The organism is Bacillus sp. OV166 (genome assembly GCF_900177675.1).
Taxonomy (GTDB): domain Bacteria; phylum Bacillota; class Bacilli; order Bacillales; family Cytobacillaceae; genus Neobacillus.
On the sequence record NZ_FXWM01000001.1, the window covers coordinates 774,683 to 792,004 of the forward strand.

Here is a 17,322-nt window from a genome sequence, read left to right on the forward strand (position 1 = left end):
TCCAATCTTCTATTAATGCGTTATCCTAGTGGATACTGTTTGGAAAATAAAAACCAATAGACAAACAACACCAGAAATTATGAAGCTTATCCAGATGATCGTTAAGTTATTATTCATCGGAATAAATATAAAGCCCCCCAAGGCGCCAATCAAAGAGGAAAAGGGGATGATTGCTGGAATCGATTTGTTACTTAGAATAATAAATAACATCGGAACAATGATGGCAGCGTAAATATTCCCAGAGAAAAACAATAATTGCAGCGGAGTAGGTTTAAAAATACTCACGATTATTAGTAAACATATACAAATACTTCCTGAAAAAATATAAGTGAATTTCCATCTTTCATGGTCAGATAAAGGACGAAATAATTCAATAATATTTTTTACAACCAAGGTAGTCGTCGCATGTAGTTCTGCACTAATTGCTGACGAAATCGCACTAAAGCAAAATAAAACAAATAAAACAATTAGCATGGTTGATTGTATTTTATCAACAAGTTCAAACAGTAACGAATAAATATCTTTATAGCTTCTGCCAAACATAATAATCATTAGCAGGGAGGTTAGAGCTAATGGGATTGTGGCCCATATTACTCCTGCTAGAGTAAAGGTCATTTGAACTTTTTCCTTTTTGATGATAAATAATCTCTGCCATGTTGCTCGATCAATTATGACCTGTCCAAAGCCAATCAAAATCGCTGTGAAAATAAACCAAATCGAATCTGTATTTTTATAGAATAAAATATAAGGATGAAAAAGTTTAATTCCTTCATAAACAGGGTGGACACCTTCCTGAATATAAAAATAGACAGGAATGACTAAAACAGCGCCGAAGATCAATGAGACATTAACACCTGATAACTGGTGCAGCCGCTGCATTCCACCAACACCGCCTACAAAAAAACAAAAGCCTAAAAACAATAGCATTCCTATAAAAACAGGCATAGGGAACAGGATATGAATGAGGATTCCCGCTCCCATTGCTTGGATAAATAAGGAATGCAGGCTGGTAATGAGAAGAATTGTAATGACATACCAGTAGCCGCTTGGTGATAATTTTTTTCTCAGTACATCTCCAATCGTTTGCTCATCGGGAAATTTTTCTCTAATGACTTTGGCTAAAAATCCAAACAATATGAGCGCTAAAGCCCCCATTAAAGAATAGCCAATTCCACCAGTTAATCCGTATTTAATTAATGTTTCTGGAGAAGAGAGGATCGTATTGCCAGTTATCCACCTCGCTAATAGACTAACAACCCCAAAGCTTACCCCCAATTTTATCGCACCGCTTATATATAATTGATAAGAACTTCTATTCAACGGTATGTCTCCTTTAATCGATAGTCACTCGGTGATTGTCCAGTCAATTTCCGAAAGATTTGACTAAAGTAATGCTGGCTATTGAATCCACATCTTTCTGAAATCGTGCTAATGCTTAAATCAGGATTATTAATTAACATTTTTTGAGCTTCCTTTAAACGATAATCATTTAAATATTCAGAGAAGCCCATCCCTACTTCTTCGTGAAATTTTCTGCTTAAATATGCAGGGTTTATGTGAATCTTTGAAGCTAAATAATTTAATGTTAATTTTTCACTATATTCCTGATGTATAATTTGTAAGGCGTTTACGATTTGCTCCGTATATCGTCCCAATCGCTCATACCTGCTTAATACGTTCAAAAGCTCTTCTTCAATGACAGGCTTCGTAATATAATCAACAACCCCAATTCTTATCGAGATTTGAGCATATTCAAAATTCTGAAAAGCAGTAACCATGATAATATCCATTGAATAAGAGCGTGTGAGTTCCATCGCTAATTCCAAACCTGATTTACCTGGGAGTTGGATATCAAGAAATGCTAGAAAGATTTCATGTTGTTTGATGATTTGAATGGCTTGTGAAGCATCTAGAGCCTTAAAAAACTTCCAGTTTGGAAACTTTTTTTGAATTAAATATTCGAGCAGTTCTAATTCAAGTGGTTCATCATCTACTAAAAGAATATTCATTTGGATGCACCTCCTATCCTAGTACAAATGGGAAAACAGCTAAAACACTGGTACCATCTTCTGAAGGTATTAAGTTTACTGAAGTCCGATCCCCTTGAAAGAGAAGATCAAGCCTTTTTGCAATATTATCTAAACCAAGTCCATCTTTATGAGATTGGACCACCTGCCCTTCTAAGGCATTGTTCCAGACAGTTACATAAACTTCCTTCTCGTTCTTTTCAATGATTATTTTTAAAAAAGCCTCACCAATATGTCTGTCAAATGAATGCTTAAAGGCGTTCTCGACAAGAGTTTGAATTAAAAAAGGGATGATAACAGCCTGTCCTACTGTTGAATCTATGGATATTTCGTAATGAAGTCTGTCTCGGAACCTTATTTTTTGTATTTCCAAATAATAATTTATATAGGATAATTCCTCATTAATTGTTATTAAAGGTGTATTTGTCTTATATTTAAACTTAAGCAATCTTGAAAGGGTTTCAATCGAGTGAATTAATTCTGTTTTTCTCTCTAATCTTGCAAGGCTTAAAATGGAATTTAATGTATTAAAGAGGAAATGTGGTTGGATTTCCTGATTTAATTGATTATAAAGGGCTGTTTGCAGTTCTTTCTCGAGAGCAATTTCCCGTGTTTGCTTTTCTAAAAGATCAATTCGTTTTTCAAATATAAATAAAAACAGCAAAGTAAATGCACCTAGTAAAGGGGCTAAGACACATAGCATAATGTAGATGGAGAAAGCTTCAATATTAAGCATTAAACGAGATTCTCCTTTAGATGTAGAAAAAGGGAGTCTATAAATACTCCCTTTATTAATATGATATTTTATAAAGTTTTTTATTTCTAATATAACTTTATTGCGAAAGTTGCTCTGCAAAATGGCAGCTGACAAAATGATTCTCAGCTAATTCTCTTAAGGCAGGTTCCTCTAATTTACACTTCTCCGTCGCAAATGGACAGCGTGTATGGAAACGGCATCCGCTGGGAGGGTCAATAGGGGAAGGGACATCTCCTTTTAAAATAACACGTTCCCTTTTTAGGACTGGATTAGGTACCGGAATTGATGATAACAATGCCTTTGTATATGGATGAAGCGGTGAATCGAATAGCTCCTTTTTGTCAGCAATCTCAACGATCTTTCCTAAATACATAACCATTACCCGGTCAGAGATATGCCTTACTACACTCAAATCGTGTGAGATGAATAAAAAGGTAAGCTGAAACTGATTTTGTAGTTTTTTTAATAGATTTAGGATTTGGGCTTGGATGGAAACATCCAAAGCAGATACTGCTTCGTCACAAATAATTAATTTAGGATCGACTGCAAGTGCACGGGCAATCCCAATTCGCTGACGCTGCCCTCCACTAAATTCATGGGGATAGCGATCAAGTGCTTCTTGGGGTAGTCCGACATACCCCAGTAATTCTAACATTCTTTCCATCCTTTTCGGTTTTTCAACGACATTTTGAATGGCCATTGCTTCATTTAGAATATGCTTTACCGTTTGACGGGGGTTAAGTGAGGCAAAAGGATCTTGGAAAATTACTTGCAAGTCTCCTCTAAGCTTTCTCATCTCTTTATTATTAAGGCTTAAAATGTCTTTACCAGAGTAGTATACATTCCCGTCTGTTGGTTCATCGAGCCGTAAAATCGCTCGTCCTGTAGTTGATTTACCGCAGCCAGATTCACCAACAATACTTAGTGTTTCTCCTTCGTATAGGTGAAAAGAAATGTCGTCAACTGCTTTTACAAATGCCTTAGGTTTAAAAATGGATTCTGATTTAACAGGGAAATATTGTTTCAAATGGTCCACTTTTAATAATACTTTTTTCTCTGTAGCAGTCACCATTATTTAACAGCCCCCACTTTTTCCACAGGTCTCGTCCATTCGTCCGTGTACATCCAACAACGTACTTTAACACCATCATTTTGTTCAATTAAATCAGGCTTCTGCAAGTGACACAAAGGTTTCTGATAGGGGCACCTTGAAGCAAAACGGCAGCCTGTCGGCAAATTATACGGACTTGGTACACTCCCTTCGATCGTTTGCAATTCTTCTTGGTCCTCATGGATCTTCGGTAAAGAATTTAACAATCCTTGTGTATAGGGGTGCCTTGGATTTGTAAAAATCTTTTCAGTAGGCGCATGTTCAATTATATTGCCAGCATACATAACTGCAACTTTATCACATGTTTCAGAAACAACTCCTAAATCATGTGTAATCATAATAACGCCCATACCTATCTTTTTTTGTAAATCTTTAATCAGCTCTAATATTTGTGCTTGAATGGTTACATCTAAGGCTGTTGTTGGTTCATCGGCAATTAACACTTCTGGAGTACAGGCAAGTGCCATCGCAATCATTACACGCTGGCGCATACCGCCACTTAATTGGAATGGTTCTTGTTTTGCCCTTTTTTCAGGAGATGGTATTCCCACAAGCTTAAGCATTTCAACGGCCTTAATCCACGCTTCCTTTTTTCTCATACCTTGATGCAATCTTAATGCTTCAGCAATTTGTTCTCCGACAGGAATTACCGGATTTAATGATGTCATCGGTTCTTGGAAAATCATCGAGATTTCGTTTCCTCGGATTTTCCTCATTTCATCCTCTGAGAGTGTTACTAAATCTTTCCCTTTATAAAGCACCTGCCCGCCGGCAATTTTCCCTGGAGGGGAGGGGATTAGTCGTAATATGGAAAGAGATGTCATACTTTTTCCACAGCCTGATTCTCCGACAATACCTAAAGTCTCTCCCTTTCGAAGGGTAAAATCAATACCGTCGACGGCTTTACTTACACCATGTTTTGTAAAGAAATGTGTTTTTAATCCTTTTACTTCTAAAATTGGATTGTTTTTCTCTCTCACCATTATTCACCACCCGTTAATTTAGTTCAATTCGTTTATTAAAGAACCGATAGAATACGTCCACAAATAAGTTCACGATAACAAAGATTAGCGAGGCAGCTAAAACTCCCCCTTGAACCACTGGTAAATCCCGCATTCGGATAGCATCAACTATCATTCTGCCAAGTCCGTTAATCGCAAAGATGGATTCAACTAATACAGTTCCGCCAAGCAGAGCACCAAACTGTAAACCAACAACCGTTATTACTGGAATTAAGGCATTCCGTAATGCGTGCTTATAAATAATGACATGTTCACGCAGTCCTTTTGCTCGCGCTGTACGGATATAATCTTGCCTGATGACTTCAAGCATACTGGAACGAGTCATCCGGGCAACAATTGCTGCACCTCCTGCTCCTAATGTTAGAGCAGGAAGGATGACGTGAAGGATACTATCCCATCCTGCAACCGGAAGAATTTGCAGTTTTACGGAGAAGAAATACATCATCATTAAACCAAACCAAAAGCTCGGTAAGGAAATTCCAAGTAAGGCAACTAACATAACACTTGTGTCTGTAAGTGAATAAGGTTTAACCGCTGAAATAATTCCCGCTGCCATACCTAAAACGATTGTGATAATGATACTAAAAAATGCTAACTCCATTGTGATCGGTAGTCTAACCATTATTTCATCAAGTACTGGCTGGCTATTCTTAAGTGAATTACCAAAGTCTCCTTGAAAAACATTCAAAAGGTAGTCAAAATATTGAACCAGTAATGGCCGGTTTAACCCCAATTGCTCGCGAAGGGCATTAACTGTTTCTTTTGATGCTCCTTCACCTGCAAGCAAAACAGCAGGATCACCGGGAACTAGTTGCATGATAAAAAATACGACAAAAGTTACCCCAATTACTACTGGGATCGTTTGTATTAAACGGCGTAAAATAAACATCAACATCTGCTAACCTCCTTAAATTTTACTTTTTCATTCTTGGATCAAAAGCATCGCGTAATCCATCACCAAAGATATTAAAACCTAAAACGAGGATAGAAATCGCTAAACCTGGAAAAATCGCAATGTATGGCGCAGAGAATAAGAAATCCCTTCCATTACTTAGCATCGTTCCCCATTCCGGAGAAGGAGGCTGTGCGCCAAGACCAAGAAACGATAAGCCAGCAGCTGATAAAATCGCCGTCGCAAGACGTAATGTCCCTTGGACAATAATTGGAGAAAGAATATTCGGTAAAATATGTTTGAAAATAATTGTAAAATCATTTGCGCCAAGCGACCGAATGGCGTCGATATACTCGAGACGTTTCACTTCCAATGTAGAACCGCGGACAATTCGTGCAAATAAAGGAACTGAAAATGCTCCAACCGCAATCGTAACATTAATCAGACCTGGTCCTAGAGCACTTATGATGGCTAATGCTAGTAAGATTCCAGGAAAGGCGAGCATGACGTCCATCAATCGCATAATGAACGAGTCAACCCATTTTCCATAATAGCCAGCAACTAGTCCAAAAATGATTCCGAAGAATGAGCCAAAGGCTACAGCAGCAAAACCGACACCCATCGAAAGTCTCGAGCCATACAGAATACGACTTAATATATCTCTCCCTTTATCATCGGTTCCCATCCAGTGATCACTCGATGGAGGCAGTAATTTATCTTCTAATATAATTTCATATGGATTGTATGGGGCTAAGAGCGGTGCAAATAATCCGATAAAAATGTAAAAGAGGATAATAATTGCACCGACCATCGCTGCTTTATTAACCATTAAAATAGAAAGGAAGTCTTTTAATTTAGATTGTTTCGGTAGATTAATTGTTTGTGTGATTACAATTGGTTTTTCAGTGTTTACTTCAACTGACATGTAAAACCCTCCTTATTTTAATTTTTTTGAAAGATAAGGTGTAATTTATCGTTGCTGTGGACCCCCTTCTAAACCTTCAGACTTTTTATTGGGTTAAGTACAAATTATCAAAATTAGGTGAAAAGTAAATATTTTTTAAATAATATGTCAATATAGTTAAAATTTAAGTAAATATTCTGTAAATATTATTGTCGATTGTCTTTTATAATGCAGATATGTACTAGCGGAGGGAAGGTGGATACACGAATGAAAGGTCAGAATTTACAAAATAACAAAATAAGGGAGCATAAAAAAATGGAGAAAAAAGGACGCAGTATTAATAGGGGACTACTATTTGTTCTAATCGGCTTAATGATGATTTTTGCTCAAGCTTGTTCTACAAAATCAACTTCTTCAACTGATACGGCAAGCAAAAAGGAAGCATCCAAACAAGGCGGTACATTAACAGTTGTAAGACTTTCAGATGCTACAAAACTTGATCCGCATTTTATCACAGATATTCCTTCTGCGAATATCATTTATCAAAAAGTTTATCAAACACTAATTGCACCAGATAAAGACTTCAAAATTCAACCACTGTTAGCGAAAGAATGGAAAGTCGTAAATGACACAACTTGGGAATTTAAATTACAAGAGGGCGTTAAATTCCATGATGGAGCACCATTCAATGCTGAAGCTGTTAAAACAACATTTGATCGTATGTTAGATCCGAAAACAGAATCACCGCAACGCGAGAAGTTCTCCATGATTAAGGAAGTAAAAGTTGTGGATGATTATACAGTTCAATTATTACTTGAATATCCTTATGCTCCACTGCTATCTATTTTGGCCAGCCAAGAAGGTAGTATTATTAGTCCCAAAGCACTTACAGAAAACCCGGATACATTATCACAGCACCCAGTTGGTACAGGTCCATTTGTGTTTGAATCATGGAAGACTGGACAAGAAATTTCATTAAAGAGAAATGAAAACTATTGGGGGAAGAAACCTAATATTGATAGAGTAGTATTCAAAGTCGTTCCTGAAGATGCAACCCGCCTAGCTATGATTGAAACAGGTGAGGCGCATATTAATGACCAAGTGCCTGTAACCGAGATTGAGCGCATTGAAGCTTCTGACAAAATGGGACTCTATCGTACAGAAGGACTAGCTGTTGAATATCTTGGATTTAACACAAAGAAAAAACCGTTTGATGATGTAAGAGTTCGTAAGGCAATCAGCCACGGCATTGAAAGAGAAGCAATTATTAAAGGCGTTTATAATAACGTTGGTACCCTTGCCAATGTAGCAATGAGCCCTAAGGTGCTTGGATACAGTGATAAGGTTAAAGCATATGACTATGATTTGAACGAAGCAAAGAAATTGTTAAAGGAAGCTGGCTATGAAAAAGGATTAAATGTCACCTTATTAACAAGTGACCGAAAAGAACGTATTAACATGGCTGAAGTGATGCAATCGCAATTAAAAGGGATTGGAGTAAATGTGAAAATCCAGGTAATGGAATATGGTGCTTATATCGACATGATTGAAAAAGGTGAGCACGATATGGCTATTGGTGGATGGGGAAATGCAACCGGCGACGGAGATTACAACCAGTATAACTTATTCCATTCAGCATCACAGGGAGCTGCAGGGAACCATTTCTACTATAGTAATCCAGATGTAGACAAAATGATTGAATCAGCACGAAAAGAAACAGATGAGCAAAAACGATTAAAGCTATATGAAGATGTAATGCAGAAAGAGATTGACGATGCGGTTTATGTTCCAATCCGAAATTATGAACATTTGGCTGCCTATAGTAAAAATGTAAGTGGTTTTTGGTTAAATGCTGCCAACTATCTAATGATTGATGATGTAGTAATTAAATAAGTGATTTTATGAAGAAATGAATAGTGTTCAAGGAGGAAAAGTACTTTTGTGAAAAAAGTACTTTTCCTAGTTCTATAACTTAGGAGGGAATAGGAATGACAATTTTTTGGTTAACGAATGTCTGCTTAGAAAAAGGTTTCATTTATGAAAATGATCGAATTGTCGCAACCAAGACAGAAATTTGCCACTTGAAAATTGAAGGCGGTAAAATTACTGAAATTACAAATGAAATTCCTAATACAAAGGTTAAGCAGCATGATGCTTATTGTCAGCTATTGCTGCCATCCTTAAGGGATATGCATATTCATATCGATAAAACCTATTATGGTGGACCATGGAAAGCATGTACGCCCATCACAAAAGGCATTTTTACCAGATTAGAAGAAGAAAAAGAACTGCTGCCAAAGCTCCTGCCGACAGCCCAAGAGCGTGCAGAGAAAATGATTGAACTATTTATTAAAAACGGCCATACCCATATTCGCACCCATTGTAATGTTGACCCAGTGATTGGACTTAAAAATCTTGAGGTAACCGTCAATGCATTGAAAAAATATGAGGATGTTCTTACCTATGAGATTGTTGCCTTTCCACAGCACGGTTTATTAAAAAGTGACTCAGTTCAGCTCATTCGTGATGCGATGAAGAATGGCGCGACATTAGTTGGAGGCGTCGACCCTGCGACTGTGGATCGGAACATTGAAAAATCTTTAAGCACTATTTTTGATATTGCTGTTGAAAACAATAAGGGCGTAGATATTCATTTACATGATCCGAATACATTAGGAGCATTTACATTTGAACGCATGGCTTATTATACGAAGGAATCTGGACTTAAAGGTAGAGCCACGATTAGCCATGGGATTGCATTAGGTGACCTGGATGGTGAGGAACTTAATGAAATCACTGCTATTCTAAAAGAACAAGAGATGGATGTTACCACCACTGTTCCTATAAATCGGGCGACAATTCCGATACCAACTCTTGATAAATTAGGGATTCAAGTATCTGTTGGACATGACAGTATTACAGACCACTGGTCTCCATTTGGAACTGGAAACTCGATCCAAAAGCTAGGGGTTCTTGCTGAAAGATTCCGCATGAGTGACGAATATTCATTATCAGCTGCCCTAAAATACGGCACTGGCGGTGTAACACCACTGAATGAAAAAGGTGAGCGTGTCTGGCCAAAGGTTGGCGATGATGCAACGATGATGCTAGTAAAGGCAACTTGTTCAGCAGAAGCAGTCGCAAGAAGAGCACCGGTAGAAGCTTTGTTTTTTAAAGGAAAAAAGGTTGAAAGTAAACTAGAAGACACAGACCTAGTGAGTGTTTAAACTTATAAAGGAGGAGAAAGAATGACTACCTCATATTGGTTGACAAATGTTCGGTTAGAGACAGGCTATGTACAAGATGAAAAAGGAGTCTATGAAACAAAGACAGAGCTTTTCCATTTGAAAATTCAGGGTGGGAAAATTGCTGAAAAGCAAAAGCTGCGTTATAACATTCCATCGGGCGAGTATACTGTGGACGGAAAATGTTGTTTGGCGTTACCTACCTTTAAAGAAATGCACAACCATTTGGATAAAACCTATCTTTCACTTGATTGGAAGGCTCCTATACCTGCAAAAAATTTGAAGGACCGATTACGTATGGAGGCAATGGAACTTGAGGAATTGGCGCCAACAACAAAACAGCGTGCTAGTACCATGATTGACTTACTGCTTTCACAAGGATCCACACACATCCGCACCCATGTAAATATTGACCCTTATATTGGTCTGAAAAATTTAGAAGGCGTAAAAGCAGCGTTGGAGGATTACACTGATAAGCTAACCTACGAGATTGTTGCTTTCCCGCAGCATGGATTATTAACTGAAAATGTCATTCCACTTATGAAAGAGGCAATGAGATCAGGTGCCCAATTAGTTGGTGGGTTAGACCCAGCTGGAATTGACCGCAATATCGAAAAATCACTCTATGAAGTGATGAATCTAGCAACAGAATTTGATGCAGATGTAGATATCCATTTGCATGACAGCGGCCATGTTGGTTTTTATACGATAGATAAATTGACAGAAATGGTAGAAGAAGCGAAATGGCACAATCGCGTGGCTGTAAGCCATGCATTTAGTCTAGGAGAAGTACCAGTTCCACAACAGGAAGAAATCGCCGATAAATTGAGCAAGTTAGGAATTTCGGTTATGTCTACAATTCCAATTACAAAAACTCTGCCTCCAATTGATTTATTAGATCGAAGGGGAGTAAACGTGTATTTAGGGTGTGATGGGTTCTATGACTCTTGGGGGCCATATGGAACAGGAGATGTTTTAGAAAAGGTAACCCGATATAGTGAGCTGTACCGGAAAAGTGACGAACGTGCATTAGCTCAGACACTAAAGTATGCTACTGGGGGACCTACCCCATTAACGAAAGACGGTGAAGTGACCTGGCCTCTGGTAGGCGATGAAGCAAATTTTGTTCTTGTAAAAGCATCATGTTCTGCTGAAGCAGTTGCTAGAACACCAGAGCGCGAAGCAGTTATTTTTAAAGGAAAAGTTGTATTTGGACAACTGTAAACATTGTTTTTAAGAACTTGGATAGGTTCCAGTAGAAAACAAAAGGGAAGATGGATGTTATAAAACAAGGGGTACTGTCGAAATAACAGTATCCCTTGTTTATATCTCTAGTTAACTGGAGTAAATCTTTTTAGAGGTTGCCTACTTACCTTAACTAGAGCGCTTCACTACAAGTTTCTTCTTTTTCCAAGGCTTGAATACTGAGATGCAGAAAATGAAAATCGTTATGGCTACTTGAATCATAATTGCATATTGCCGAATGGTTTGGTTTTGGATAAATTCTGGATTAACTAATGCCCTAGCTTTTTCGGTCTCCAAGATTGCCATATTCGTCATCATTAATTTGTCGACAATAAAGATCCCTAGAATGGTTTGGCTGACAAAAAGGATCCATTTCACGTTTCAACAAAAAGTTTAGGAGCAATATGGGAAGTGACAGATAAAACAATTATGGCTATTAAGGCATTTTAAGGCTGTGGCAGCAATGACTCCTTCTTGTGCACCACCTGTTCCTACTAATATATCAACATCAATTTCATCAATAGCGGTTCCAATAGCACCTGTAATATCGACATCCGAAAACAACTTCAAACGGGCACCAGCTGCCATTACCTCATTCATTAACCCTTCATGACGCGGCCGGTCCTGAATCATGACGGTTAAATCATTTATATCCTTACCAAGTGCGCTCGCTACAGCTTTCATGTTTTCCGTTAACGATAACTCAATATCGATACGCCCTTTTGCTTTCGGGCCGACAGCAATCTTTTTCATGTACATATCTGGGGCATGTAATAGACTTCCTCGCTCGGCAACAGCGATAACTGCAAGTGAATTTTCTTGACCCTTTGACATTAGTGTAGTTCCTTCAACAGGGGCGACAGCGATATCAACCGCCGGGCCCATTCCGGTTCCGAGCTCTTCATTAATGTACAGCATTGGAGCTTCATCCATTTCGCCTTCACCGATGACAATTATTCCTTGCATATCAATAAGGTTCATGCGGTCACGCATCGCAATCGTGCCAGCCCCATCAGCCACGATTTTATATCCCTTACCGATCCAAGGATAAGCGGCAATCGCTGCTTGTTGTGAGACTGTAAGAAAGTCCATCACTAGACCCAAAGAACAGTATAAAGCGTTCCCACAAAGTACACATTGGCAAAAGGGATATACTCCTCATGACAACAGGATCACCCTCATTAATCTACCAGCGATTGTTTTATTTTGCATTGACCATTGGAACTTCTTCTACAGTATTTTTCTTAATCCTAACAGTCTTTTTCTCTAATTTAACAAATAAGAATACTAAACCTCCTAAAAATGGACCAATAGCCATTGTAGCAAAACAATAAAAGTAATTACCCGTCGTATCAATTACAGCACCAACAGCTAATGGTGATAGCATAGCACCTAATTGCCAAATTGCATTTACTAATCCTGATGCTGTTCCCAATAGTCTTTTTTCTACCGATTGTCCAATTACGGTATTCAAAACAGGATAAAATGCGTAGCCTAAAATCCCCATCATTGGAATGATCAAATATAACAACGATACATTTTCATTAAGTCCAAACCATAGTAACACTGGGCCTAATAATATTAGAATCCAACATGTGAGAATTTTACGATCAAGATAGTCCGACAAAATTCCTGTAACTGGTTTAGATAGTAATGCTGCAAATCCAAAGATAGACATAAATAGACCAGCTTGTACAAGAGAAAGATGCAATGATTTATTTAAATACGAATTTGCCCATGTGAAAGTTGCGGTAGTGGCCCATTGCCCGCCAAAACCAGCTAGGCCTGTTAAAATGAGATTCTTATTTTTCAATAGTGACAAAATCTCACGACCGGATGCCTTATCCCTATTACCTTCTTTTACCTTTTGAGAAGCGGGAGTGAATTCCTTTAAATAAAAGAATGCGACCACTAGTCCTATCAAAGGAAGAATACCTGAAACATAAAATGCAGATCTCCACCCAAATCCACTAGAAATGGCAGGGACATACAAGTTTACCAATGAAACAGCAAAAGAAGTAGATGTCATAAATATCCCATTAGCAAGTCCACGTCTCTTCTCAGGAAACCAATCATTTATTACAACAATTCCAGCAGAAAAAATAGCCCCTGAACCAATCCCTGAAATTATCCTAGTTACCATTCCCATTTCGTAACTAGGTGCAGCTCCTGTTAGAAGTGTAGACACGCCAAGTATAGAAAAGCATCCTAATAAAACTTTCCGATAACCAAATCGGTCAATTAAAAAACCACCAGGAATTTGTGTAACAACATATCCGATATAAAAAGCTGTCATGTAACTTCCCGCTTGAGCAGCGTTTATACCCAAGTCACCAGACGCTAGAGGAATAATCGGAGACCACGACACTCTACTTACATATGAAAGTAAATATGCCAACCATGCAATCGATAAGGCGATAAAAGCTGTTTTCAACTTTGGATTCATCTTTTCTTATTCCTCCTATTATTTTATATAAAATAATATTTATCAAAAACTTGATTCAAATGGAATTTTTCTACTCAAAATTTTTTAGAATTGTAAATATTGATTGTTACGTTTCCTGTTATACAGCCTCAAAGTCCTTTTCTCTTAATTCAAAAGCTTCCTTTGCACCTTCTTGAAATGGCATACCCTTTGGAAGTAAAACAGAAGCAGAACGAATTCTATGGCTAATAGGATCCAGAGCCGGTAACTTTTCTCCATTTTCTAAAGCCCTTACTGCTTTTAACAAACATTGTCTTGCTTTAATAATAGCTGTATCACTAGTACCTAACTTTTCTTGAGATCGATCAACGATAGATCCCGCACTTACTTGAACGGCATGATCTTCCATTCCTACCCCAAATATTCCCGCAAACGATTCGCCCCTTTTTTGCATTTCTCGATCAATAAGGTAATCATTTTCTTTGTTCGCTTGTGTACGGAATGTACCAGGGATCAATAATGGGTGAATTCCAGCTCCAGACTTCATTTGCTCAATTTCCTCTTCTGTCAAATCACGATCAGGTGTCCAACTCCAGCTCCATACCCAACAGTTTTCGTCATCAATAGGCACCCAGGCATGCCCTCCTCGTGGAGCTCCCCCAAACGGAGGGATCATTGTATAGAATGGCATTAGAAACTGTGTAATCCTCCAATAAAAGTGGTCCTCATCCGCTTCTCTTCTTGCACCGATTAATAATCCATAATCTGTATCCGCTACTTCAAAGCGTGGAGCAGAATCCTTCGCTAAGAGTGATGTGCTGTTACTTTTTTTAGAAACTCCTAAACCACCCACGGAACCAGAGTGAAGAATAGATACATGACTAGAATCAATTCCACCCTCCAACGCCTGGAAAAAATTACATTCTTGCTTTTTTCTAGAAAGATAGCGTTGACTATCAGAAACTAGCATCCACTCTTGTTCTGGTAATCCCGGTTTAGATTCAGGTGGTCCCATATATGTCCAAATAACTCCACCACGTTCTTCAGAAGGATAGGACTTAATTTTAACTTTATCCTTAAACTTACTTTCTGGTGGTTCAGAAGGCAAGTCTACACAATTTCCGTTAGTGTCGAACTTCCACCCATGGTATGCGCATCTAAGTCCACATTCTTCGTTGCGGCCAAAAAAGAGAGACACTTTACGGTGTGGGCAGAATTCATCCACGATTCCTAGTTTTCCATTTGTATCACGAAACGCGATTAATTCCTCACCTAAAAGCTTAACTCGTACCGGCGGACAATCCGGGTGAGGAAGCTCCTCTGCTAAAAGTGCTGGGATCCAGTATTGTCTAAGCAAATTCCCCATCGATGTTTCAGGTCCAGTTCTTGTTAATAACTCATTATCTTTAGTAGATAACATATGATGCCCCTCCTAGGTTTCATTTATATTTTATATTTTCATATATAAATAAAGCGTTTTCAAATTGATTCTTTTTATCTGAAACATAGAAAACATTAATAGCTTACTAATAGTATTAACTTATTAATATTCTTTATAGGTTGAATTAAAATCATCAATTTGTCTACTGGTAGTTTCAACTATATAATTAAAAGAAAATTCAAAAATGTTAATTTGTCATTTTATTTTTAAAAATATTTAGGAAGGAAGGTTAAAGTATATGAATAATAAAGAACATGAACAATTAATTTTAAAATGTTATAGCAACAAAACAGTTGCGATTCTTGGTTATCAAGAAAATGGGGGACAGCAACGAGCAAATTTCCTTAGAAGTCATGGAATTGATGTAGTTATTGGTCTTCGACTTGGTGATGAAAATTGGGAGTTGGCAAAACAAGATGGTTTCACTGTTTTACCGGTTTGGGAGGCAGCGGAATTGGCCCAGGTAGCTCAAGTCTGGTAAGGTTGGATATTACAAAATAACTTTAAGGTCAATTTTTGTTACTCAACACTGCATGTAGAGAAATGATATTTTTCCTCTACATGCATTTTTATTTTTAAGGATAATACTCCCCGTATTGCATTCATTGTTAACGTTTTTGGATTTTAACTTTATCTAAAAATTCCTCACTCTATTAATAATTATCCGAAATATATTTGTAAAAAAACAGCCAAAAAGGAAGTTACAAAGAATATAAGTAAAGCAAATATCAAATTATGCCTTACTACATTCATCGGACTTTCATTTATTGTTACTGCTACTATGTTTGCATTCATTGTAAACGGACTTGAAGCTGACCCCGCTAAAGCACCACCAAGTATCGCTAACGCTAACCATTCCGGTGAAACATTCATAAAGTGTAAATTCAATGTCTGTGTTACTAAAACAACGACTAATTGAGGGATAATACCAGTCCAAGTCAAAATAAATACAATGAAACTAATAAATAATAAAAAAAATGGTCCAATCGATAGGCATATTATTTGTACAATATTATTAATCATATGACTTACATCCGAATGATCAATAATATTGATTAAGACAGAAATTGCGATAAAAAGTGCTACCTGTGGATAAACTTGAGGAACATTTACTAGTAATCGAATCTTTAGATTTCTGAAATATTGTGCCCCTTTTTTTAATGTCAACGACCAAATAAAGGAATAAGGGATAATTATCATAATCACCGAATCAAGTATGGAATAAGAAAACCAATGGCTTATAAATAAAATCAATCCAATAAAAATCAAAAAATTTAAAAGAAAGTATAATAAACTTGTTTTTTCCTTCTTTGTAATTAAGTGCTCTCGATCACTCTCATCAACTGAAAACTCTTTATTAACCTCGCCTCTTAATCGAAAATAACTAGTTGAAATATCTAATAATAAAAGTAGAATCGCCAAAGAAAAAGTAATTGGTAATACAACTGATGCCTTAGCTCCTGTTCCGGAAATAGCAATTGTCGGGGCAGCAGCAATAGGAGTCCAAAATAATGTCATAATAAATGGTCTAACAAAAGTAATAGATTGAAATTTATTAACAAATGAAGGAGGGAGTTTTTTTAAGAAATTAGATAATGATGTCTGTATAGTAGGAATAGCCGAAGCTGCCATCACGGAACATATAATAAAAGTAACGACTGAAAATGTTGTATACAAACCTTTAAATGAAGTTAGTTTTGTTTTAAAAAAACTATATATTTTTTGCGGATACTCACCTAATATTACTGGAATGGCAAAAAATGAGGAGTACGTTAGTAGGACAAGAATATTTGTCATCCCAGAAAAATAAGTTAAAGCTTGCCATGTAAACATATCATTTAAATACATCACGATTAGAGAAATTGAAAAAGATAAACATATGATTAATTGATAAAAAACTTGAAGACCTGATAAAGAGAATAAAAATGCAAACAAACTGCAAATACTCAAAATTAATCCTGATTGTTTAAAAGATATAAATAGTTGAATAATATAAACCAAAAATAGTAGATTGAAAATAAATGCTCTTGAAAGTCGCAGTAACTTTACCATATACATGATTTACTCACTATCCTTTGTCCTCATAAATGTAATAATACTTTGATAATTCTCAATCAGTATATGGATAATATTTTTGATTTTCAAATTGAATTTATTTATATACTTTATATAAATCTTCTATAACAGGTCCACCTATATAATGTTATGAAATATCTAACGGAATTAGAGGTTTTTTATGGTGTCAGAATCGAG

At 37.0% G+C, this 17,322-nt stretch carries 16 protein-coding genes; 4 read left to right on the plus strand and 12 right to left on the minus strand.

From position 1 onward, the window contains the following. Positions 1 to 12: 12 nt before the first annotated feature. The 7 genes from CCK98_RS03665 to CCK98_RS03695 all read right to left on the minus strand — a co-directional run bounded on the left by CCK98_RS03665 (position 13) and on the right by CCK98_RS03695 (position 6,734). Positions 13 to 1,320 (minus strand): hypothetical protein, encoded by a 1,308-nt coding sequence (locus CCK98_RS03665; RefSeq protein WP_088085324.1) that lies wholly within the window; start codon positions 1,318 to 1,320, stop codon positions 13 to 15. Next, positions 1,317 to 2,009, minus strand: coding sequence for a helix-turn-helix domain-containing protein (locus CCK98_RS03670; RefSeq protein ID WP_088085325.1), 693 nt, complete (start codon positions 2,007 to 2,009; stop codon positions 1,317 to 1,319). Before CCK98_RS03670 ends, CCK98_RS03665 begins: the two co-directional genes overlap by 4 nt. 13 nt (positions 2,010 to 2,022) lie before the next feature. Next, positions 2,023 to 2,763: a sensor histidine kinase gene (locus CCK98_RS03675; RefSeq protein WP_088085326.1), complete on the minus strand. Its 741-nt coding sequence runs from the start codon at positions 2,761 to 2,763 to the stop codon at positions 2,023 to 2,025. A gap of 97 nt (positions 2,764 to 2,860) precedes the next feature. After that, a complete protein-coding gene (locus CCK98_RS03680; RefSeq protein ID WP_088085327.1) occupies positions 2,861 to 3,856 on the minus strand; it encodes an ABC transporter ATP-binding protein in 996 nt (331 codons plus the stop codon). After that, the gene (locus CCK98_RS03685) at positions 3,856 to 4,878 is read right to left on the minus strand and encodes an ABC transporter ATP-binding protein (RefSeq protein ID WP_179195700.1); all 1,023 of its coding nucleotides are present in this window, start codon (positions 4,876 to 4,878) and stop codon (positions 3,856 to 3,858) included. Before CCK98_RS03685 ends, CCK98_RS03680 begins: the two co-directional genes overlap by 1 nt. Positions 4,879 to 4,891: 13 nt before the next feature. Next, entirely contained in the window at positions 4,892 to 5,812 is a 921-nt protein-coding gene (nikB, locus tag CCK98_RS03690; protein WP_088085328.1) for a nickel ABC transporter permease, read from the minus strand. A 19-nt stretch (positions 5,813 to 5,831) separates the two neighbouring features. Further along, the gene (locus CCK98_RS03695) at positions 5,832 to 6,734 is read right to left on the minus strand and encodes an ABC transporter permease (RefSeq protein ID WP_088085329.1); all 903 of its coding nucleotides are present in this window, start codon (positions 6,732 to 6,734) and stop codon (positions 5,832 to 5,834) included. A 294-nt stretch (positions 6,735 to 7,028) separates the two neighbouring features. On the opposite strand from CCK98_RS03695, the gene CCK98_RS03700 reads away from it, so the two are divergent. From CCK98_RS03700 to CCK98_RS03710, 3 genes are all read left to right on the plus strand, one after another. Continuing rightward, positions 7,029 to 8,606 (plus strand): glutathione ABC transporter substrate-binding protein, encoded by a 1,578-nt coding sequence (locus CCK98_RS03700; protein ID WP_088090292.1) that lies wholly within the window; start codon positions 7,029 to 7,031, stop codon positions 8,604 to 8,606. 95 nt (positions 8,607 to 8,701) lie between these two features. Continuing rightward, complete coding sequence (locus CCK98_RS03705) at positions 8,702 to 9,940, plus strand: amidohydrolase family protein (protein WP_088085330.1); 1,239 nt, start codon at positions 8,702 to 8,704, stop codon at positions 9,938 to 9,940. 21 nt (positions 9,941 to 9,961) lie between these two features. After that, the gene (locus CCK98_RS03710) at positions 9,962 to 11,182 is read left to right on the plus strand and encodes an amidohydrolase (RefSeq protein ID WP_088085331.1); all 1,221 of its coding nucleotides are present in this window, start codon (positions 9,962 to 9,964) and stop codon (positions 11,180 to 11,182) included. Positions 11,183 to 11,332: 150 nt separating this feature from the next. Here CCK98_RS03710 and CCK98_RS34670 read toward each other — a convergent pair whose 3' ends face one another. From CCK98_RS34670 to CCK98_RS03725, 4 genes are all read right to left on the minus strand, one after another. Then, on the minus strand, positions 11,333 to 11,581 hold the full coding sequence (locus tag CCK98_RS34670; protein ID WP_142292120.1) for a hypothetical protein: 249 nt from the start codon (positions 11,579 to 11,581) through the stop codon (positions 11,333 to 11,335). Positions 11,582 to 11,596: 15 nt separating this feature from the next. After that, a complete protein-coding gene (gene glpX / locus CCK98_RS03715) occupies positions 11,597 to 12,295 on the minus strand; it encodes a class II fructose-bisphosphatase (protein WP_088085332.1) in 699 nt (232 codons plus the stop codon). A gap of 109 nt (positions 12,296 to 12,404) precedes the next feature. Then, positions 12,405 to 13,649: a nitrate/nitrite transporter gene (locus CCK98_RS03720; RefSeq protein WP_088085333.1), complete on the minus strand. Its 1,245-nt coding sequence runs from the start codon at positions 13,647 to 13,649 to the stop codon at positions 12,405 to 12,407. Positions 13,650 to 13,767: 118 nt separating this feature from the next. Beyond that, positions 13,768 to 15,048: a Rieske 2Fe-2S domain-containing protein gene (locus CCK98_RS03725; RefSeq protein WP_088085334.1), complete on the minus strand. Its 1,281-nt coding sequence runs from the start codon at positions 15,046 to 15,048 to the stop codon at positions 13,768 to 13,770. Positions 15,049 to 15,307: 259 nt separating this feature from the next. Here CCK98_RS03725 and CCK98_RS03730 point away from each other — a divergent pair, with 259 nt between their 5' ends. Next, a complete protein-coding gene (locus CCK98_RS03730) occupies positions 15,308 to 15,550 on the plus strand; it encodes a hypothetical protein (protein WP_088085335.1) in 243 nt (80 codons plus the stop codon). A gap of 179 nt (positions 15,551 to 15,729) precedes the next feature. Here the strand turns inward: CCK98_RS03730 and CCK98_RS03735 are convergent, their stop codons facing one another. Then, positions 15,730 to 17,127, minus strand: a complete 1,398-nt coding sequence (locus CCK98_RS03735; protein ID WP_088085336.1) for a hypothetical protein — start codon at positions 17,125 to 17,127, stop codon at positions 15,730 to 15,732. Positions 17,128 to 17,322 lie beyond the last annotated feature (195 nt).